At 72.8% G+C, this 6,203-nt stretch carries 4 protein-coding genes and 1 pseudogene; 3 read left to right on the top strand and 2 right to left on the bottom strand.

The annotated features are described in order from the left end of the window. The 3 genes and pseudogenes from AN218_RS37665 to AN218_RS31630 all read left to right on the top strand — a co-directional run. Window positions 1-250, top strand: a pseudogene (locus AN218_RS37665) (hypothetical protein); the annotation flags it as partial. 326 nt (window positions 251-576) lie between these two features. After that, window positions 577-2,613, top strand: a complete 2,037-nt coding sequence (locus AN218_RS31635; RefSeq protein ID WP_070020462.1) for an acetoacetate--CoA ligase — start codon at window positions 577-579, stop codon at window positions 2,611-2,613. 125 nt (window positions 2,614-2,738) lie between these two features. Beyond that, a complete protein-coding gene (locus AN218_RS31630) occupies window positions 2,739-3,662 on the top strand; it encodes a hypothetical protein (protein WP_070020461.1) in 924 nt (307 codons plus the stop codon). 61 nt (window positions 3,663-3,723) lie between these two features. Here the strand turns inward: AN218_RS31630 and ptsP are convergent, their stop codons facing one another. Together ptsP and AN218_RS31620 are read right to left on the bottom strand one after the other, a co-directional pair. Beyond that, a complete protein-coding gene (gene ptsP, locus AN218_RS31625) occupies window positions 3,724-5,394 on the bottom strand; it encodes a phosphoenolpyruvate--protein phosphotransferase (protein ID WP_070020460.1) in 1,671 nt (556 codons plus the stop codon). Between the two features lie 86 nt (window positions 5,395-5,480). Continuing rightward, a complete protein-coding gene (locus AN218_RS31620; RefSeq protein WP_070020459.1) occupies window positions 5,481-5,930 on the bottom strand; it encodes a PTS sugar transporter subunit IIA in 450 nt (149 codons plus the stop codon). Window positions 5,931-6,203 lie beyond the last annotated feature (273 nt).

Raw genomic sequence — 6,203 nt, 5'->3', positions numbered from 1 at the left:
CCCCGCGGCCGTACGCCCCGGCTCCGGCTCGGACTCCGACCCCGACTCGGCCCCTGGCTCCGCCCCCGGTTCCGCCCCGGGCTCCCGCTCCGCTTCCCCGTCCACCGCGCGCTCCGGCCCCGGTTCCACCGACCGCCGCTCTATGCCCGAATCCTCCGCACCCGGCCGCGCCGCTTCCGGCCCCGCCGTCTCCGGCCGTCCACCTCCCGGCCACCCCGCCCTCAACCGCATGCCGCACCAGCCGTCCTGACCGCCCCCACCGGGCCACGACCGTCCATGCCGTTCAGCCTGACAGCGCGCACCGCACCAAGTCAGCGGCGTTCAACGGGAGTTCATCCACTGACCATCCGCCCGTGCTGTGCGCCCCCGTGCCTCCACACCCGAGCCCTCACGGCGTGTGGTGCGAGCGCCCGTGCCGCCGCCCGAGAGAACGTGCTCCCGCCACATGCACCGCGAAGCCCTCATGTGGTGCACGCCCTGGCGTGAGTGTTGATCACATGGCATCGTCCTGGTCAGCCACACGTATGCCGTACGCCCCCGAGGCGTGCCGCCAGTCCGCCAGGTCCGGGAGCCGCCATGACCACCGCGCACAGCACACCGCAGCCGCAGCCCGTCTCGCCGGAACCGCTCTGGCGCCCGGGCCCGGACCGCGTCGCCGGTGCACGGATCACGCGCTTCCACGCCTGGGCTGCCGAGCACCACGGCGCACCCGCCCCCGTACCCGGCGACCCGGAGGCGAGCTACGCCGCGCTGCACCGCTGGTCCGTCGAGGAGCTGAGCACCTTCTGGCAGGCGCTCACCGAGTGGTTCGACGTCCGCTTCTCCGCCCCGTACACGACCGTGCTCGCCGAATCGTCCATGCCGGGCGCCGTCTGGTTCCCCGGCGCGACCCTCAACTACGCCGAGCACGCCCTGCGTACGGCCGAGGACCCGGCACGCGCGGACGACCCGGCACTGCTCCACGTCGACGAGGAGCACGAGCCCCGCCCCGTCACCTGGGGCGAACTGCGCCGCCAGGTCGGCTCCCTCTCCGCCGAGCTGCGCCGCCTGGGCGTGCGCCCCGGCGACCGCGTCAGCGGCTATCTGCCCAACATCCCCGAGGCGGTCGTGGCGCTGCTGGCGACCGCCGCCGTCGGTGCCGTATGGACCTCCTGCGCACCCGACTTCGGCGCCCGCAGCGTCCTGGACCGCTTCCAACAGGTCGAGCCCGTCGTGCTGTTCACCGTCGACGGCTACCGCTACGGCGGCAAGGAGCACGACCGCCGCGAGACCGTCGCCGAACTCCGCCGCGAACTGCCCGGCCTCACCGCGGTCGTCCACGTCCCGCTGCTGGGCACCGAGGCCCCCGAGGGCGCGCTCGAATGGTCCGCCGTCACGGCCGCGCCGGCGGACTCGCCCGACGGCGTCCCCGTCTTCGAGCAGGTGCCCTTCGACCACCCGCTGTGGGTCCTCTACTCCTCCGGCACCACCGGACTGCCCAAGGCCATCGTGCAGTCGCAGGGCGGCATCCTCCTCGAACACCTCAAGCAGCTCGGACTGCACAACGACACCGGTCCGGGGGACCGCTTCTTCTGGTACACCTCGACGGGCTGGATGATGTGGAACTTCCTCGTCTCCGGCCTGCTGACGGGCTGTACGGTCGTCACCTACGACGGCAGCCCCGGCCACCCCGACCTCAACGCCCAGTGGAACGTCGCCGCCCGCACCGGCACGACCTTCTTCGGCACCTCGGCCGCGTACATCATGGCCTGCCGCAAAGCGGACATCCATCCCGGCCGCGACCTGGACCTCTCCCGCGTCCAGTGCGTCGCCACGACCGGTTCGCCGCTGCCGCCCGACGGCTTCCGCTGGATCCACGACGAGATCTCCGAGGACATGTGGATCGCCTCCGTCAGCGGCGGCACCGACGTGTGCAGTTGCTTCGCCGGCGCCGTCCCCACCCTGCCCGTCCACATCGGGGAGCTGCAGGCGCCCTCGCTCGCGACCGACCTGCACTCCTGGGACCCGCAGGGCAAGCCGCTCACCGACGAGGTCGGCGAACTCGTCGTCACCCGACCCCTGCCGTCCATGCCCGTACGCTTCTGGAACGACCCGGACGGATCGCGCTACCGCGACAGCTACTTCGAGATGTATCCGGGCGTCTGGCGGCACGGCGACTGGATCACGCTCACCTCCCGCAACTCCGTGGTCATCCACGGCCGTTCGGACTCCACCCTCAACCGCCAGGGCGTGCGCATGGGTTCGGCCGACATCTACGAGGCCGTCGAACGCCTGCCGGAGATCCGCGAATCCCTCGTCATCGGCGTCGAACAGGCCGACGGCGGCTACTGGATGCCGCTCTTCGTCCACCTCGCCCCCGGCGCACAGCTCGACGACGCGCTGCGCGACCGCATCAAGCGCACCATCCGCGAAGGGCTCTCGCCGCGCCATGTGCCGGACGAGATCATCGAGATCGAGGGCGTCCCGCACACCCTGACCGGCAAACGGCTCGAAGTCCCCGTCAAGCGACTGCTCCAGGGGGCGCCCCTGGACAAGGCGGTCAACCCCGGCTCCGTCGACGACGTCGGGCTGCTCCGTTTCTACGAGGGCCTCGCGGAGAAGCGCTCGGGCTGAGGCTCCGGGCTCCCGGCCGCGCTCACGGCCCCGACGCACGCTCGGAGCGCGGCCGTACGCCCACTGTCAGACCCCCTGATTACGGTGAGTGAGCAGTCGATCCGTACGGATTCCAGGGGGAGCCCATGCCACACAGCAGAAGCCGCCGACGCAGCCGCCGCCGCGCCCTGCGCCGCGAAGCACCGAGCATCGTCCCCGTCCTGGCCGACGAGGCGCACTTCGCACGGATGCGGCGGTACGACACCTTCGCCTTCGACGACCACGGCAGCTATCTCCGCCACCTCGACGGGCTGCTGCGCGGGCTGAGAGCCGGCCAAGTTCCCGCGCGTGCCGTGCTGTTCGACTCCGTCGACTACGCGCTGTTCTGCCAGGAACGCGGCCTCGACGCGGACACCGGCGACAGCCGCGTGAACTATGTCGCGGAGGTCGCCGCGTACGGCACCTCCGTGGCGTACGCGGGCCAGCCCCTCGGCCGCCTGCTGCCGCAGCTCAGAGACGCACACGCGTGCCGTCTCACCTGGCAGTCGGGCACGGAGGTCCTCGCGCGGGCCGGAGCGTGCGGGCGGTGCGGCGCCGACATCGGCAAGGCCGCCTTCGCCCGCGCTGCCCGTGCCCTCAGCGCCGTCCTCGACGCCGCGGGCACGGGCTCCCACCATCTGGTCGCCAGCGTCGCGGTCCCCGGCTCGCCTCTGGTCAGCGCCCTCGATGTACGCCGCAGTTCCCAAGACGCCCTGTACGCCCACGAGTCGGCGGCGCTCGCCCTGACCACGGCGCTCGCGGCGGGCTTCGCGACCGGCAGCCACGGGGGCCTCGTGCTCCGTACGGAAGCGGAGAGCCCACTCGGTACCGGGGGACCGGCGGCACGCGACGTGGTGCGCGGTTGGCGGCTCGACCCCGCCGAGTGCTGGCTGAGCCCGCTCACCGCCGCGGAGGTCTTCGCGGCGTACTGCACCGATCCGGTCACGCGCGACCCGGTGGCACCCGAACCGGGCGTGGACCACGCACCGGGCCGGGAACTGCCCCACCCGGGAGGTGCGCTGCACTGCTGACACCGGACTCCGCGACCGGCCGGCGGGTCCCAGGCGGGCGTGCGCCCCGCCGGGGGCGCGCTCACTCGCCGGACAGCACGGCCTGGGCGGCGATCCGCGCGTCCTGCGCGCTGTCCGCGGCCCGCGCCGCCGACGCCGCGCGCTCGCACTGCGCCAGCGTGTGCTTCGCGAGCGTGGCCCGTACGTACGGGAGCGAGGCGGCCCCCATCGACAGACTGGTCACCCCGAGCCCCGTCAGCACACACGCCAGCAGCGGATCCGCCGCGGCCTCCCCGCACACCCCGCAACTCTTGCCCTCCGCCGCGGCGGCCTCGGCGGCCAGCGCGACGAGATCGAGCAGCGCCGGCTGCCACGGGTCCTGCAACCGCGAGACGGCACCGACCTGACGGTCCGCCGCGAAGGTGTACTGGGCGAGATCGTTCGTCCCCAACGAGAGGAACTCGACCTCCTGCAGCACCGACCGCGCCCGCAGCGCCGCCGACGGCACCTCCACCATCACCCCGCACTTGGCGTCCAGACCCGCCGCCCGGCACGCCTCCGCGAAGGCCCTGGCGTCGGCGCGGTCGGCCACCATCGGGGCCATCACCTCCAGCGAGACCGGCAGCCCGTCCGCGGCCTTCGCCAGCGCCTTGAGCTGCCCGTCCAGCACCTCCGGATGGTCGAGGAGCGTACGCAGCCCGCGCACCCCGAGCGCCGGATTGGGCTCGTCCCCGGGCGTGAGGAAGTCCAGCGGCTTGTCGGCACCCGCGTCCAGCACCCGTACGACGACCCGCCCCTCGGGAAAGGCCTCCAGCACCTGCCGGTAGACGGCGACCTGCTTCTCCTCGGACGGCGCCTTCGTGCTGTCGTCGAGGAAGAGGAACTCGGTACGGAACAGCCCGACGCCCTCCGCCCCCGCCTCCGTCGCCGCGCTCACATCGCCGGGCCCGCCGATGTTCGCCAGCAGCGGCACCTTGTGACCGTCGGCCGTCGCCCCCGGCCCCCGGGCCGCGTCCACCGCCGCCCTGCGCTCGTCGGCCTCCCGTACGAGGGCGGCCTGCTCCTCCTCGCTCGGCGACACCCGCACCGTGCCGCTGCCGCCGTCGACGGCGACGACGGTCCCCTCCGCCACCTCACGCGCACCCGCCAGTGCCACGACCGCGGGCACCCCCAACGAACGGGCCAGGATGGCACTGTGACTCGTCGGCCCGCCCTCCTCCGTCACGAAGCCCAGTACGAGAGAGGGGTCCAACAGAGCGGTGTCCGCGGGAGCCAGATCACGGGCGACGAGCACGAACGGCCGGTCGCTGTCCGGCACCCCCGGCATCGGCACCCCCATCAGCCGCGCCACGATCCGGTTCCGTACGTCGTCCAGATCCGCGACCCGCCCCGCCAGATACTCGCCCGCGTTGGCGAGCAGAGCGCGGTAGGCGGCGAAGGCGTCGTAGACCCCGCGCTCGGCCGTGCTCCCCGCCGTGACGCGGCGCTCCACATCGGCCATGAGCTCCGGGTCCCGCGCCATCATGGCCTGCGCCTCGAGCACGGCCTGCGCGTCGCCGCCCGCCAGATTCCCTCGCGCCGTCAGATCGTTGGCCACGGCCTCGACGGCCCGCTGCGCCCGCTGCTGCTCCCTCGGTACCTCCGACTCGGAGATCTGCCGCTCGGGCGGCTCCATCACGGCCGTCCCCATGTGCCGGACCTCACCGACGGCGACGCCCTGGCTGACGCCGACACCTCGAAGGGTTGTGTCCATCTCACTCATCTCCGGTTGGTGCGGTGCGCCGGTCACCGCCGTGCTTCACGGGGTACGAGAGGTCTGCGCGGCAGCGGCCGAGCGCGTCACTTCCACGTGAAGAGCGTCGTCCCGGTGTCGACGGAGCCGTCCTCGAGAACGGACGCCAGCGAGTCCGTGCCCGCCTCCAGCGCGATCACCGGCGACACCGGCGACTTCCCCGCTTCCTCGACCGCGACCGGATTCCAGCGCACCAGCGCCTGCCCGCGCCCCACGGTGTCGCCCTTGGAGACCAGCAGCTCGAACCCCTCGCCGTTGAGCTGAACGGTGTCGATCCCGAGATGCGTCAGCACACCCCGCCCGTCCGCGTCGACGACGACGAAGGCGTGCGGATGGAGCGAGACGACGATCCCGTCGACGGGAGCGACGGCCTCGATGGGCTGCCGCACCGGATCGACGGCGGTCCCGGGTCCGACCATGGCGGAGGAGAAGACGGGATCGGGCACCGCCGCCAGTCCGACGGCGACTCCGGCCACAGGGGACGTAACGGTGGTCATGGCGCCTCCCGGTGAGGGAACGGAACGACCGCCGTCCCCCGACCACTCCCGGACGGCGCGTCGTTGAGAAGCGTAAGTCATCGAAAGACCACGCTCAGCGCGAGCGCGGGCGCGTGGCGTACGCCCTGCCCCCGTAAAACAATTTGCCCTCCGCTTCCCCGTCCCAGTACTGTCAGCTCTCGCCCGGGCACCCGACAGCTCGGCGCCCACCCCCAATTCGGTTGCGGGGCAAGGAGTTTGATAGTGTCGGGGTCATCGAGAGGGAAGCGCCCG

Origin of the sequence: Streptomyces nanshensis, assembly GCF_001751255.1 — a bacterium.
GTDB lineage: Bacteria > Actinomycetota > Actinomycetes > Streptomycetales > Streptomycetaceae > Streptomyces > Streptomyces nanshensis_A.
Note: the sequence above shows the minus strand (reverse complement) of the source record. Positions and strands in the feature narration are given on the sequence as shown.

What these genes read in the sequence shown, in the direction of transcription:
- AN218_RS31635 (WP_070020462.1), top strand. Translation starts at nt 577, where the DNA reads ATGACCACCGCGCACAGCACACCGCAGCCGCAGCCCGTCTCGCCGGAA.
- AN218_RS31630 (WP_070020461.1), top strand. Translation starts at nt 2,739, where the DNA reads ATGCCACACAGCAGAAGCCGCCGACGCAGCCGCCGCCGCGCCCTGCGC.
- ptsP (WP_070020460.1), bottom strand. Translation starts at nt 5,394, where the DNA reads ATGGACACAACCCTTCGAGGTGTCGGCGTCAGCCAGGGCGTCGCCGTC.
- AN218_RS31620 (WP_070020459.1), bottom strand. Translation starts at nt 5,930, where the DNA reads ATGACCACCGTTACGTCCCCTGTGGCCGGAGTCGCCGTCGGACTGGCG.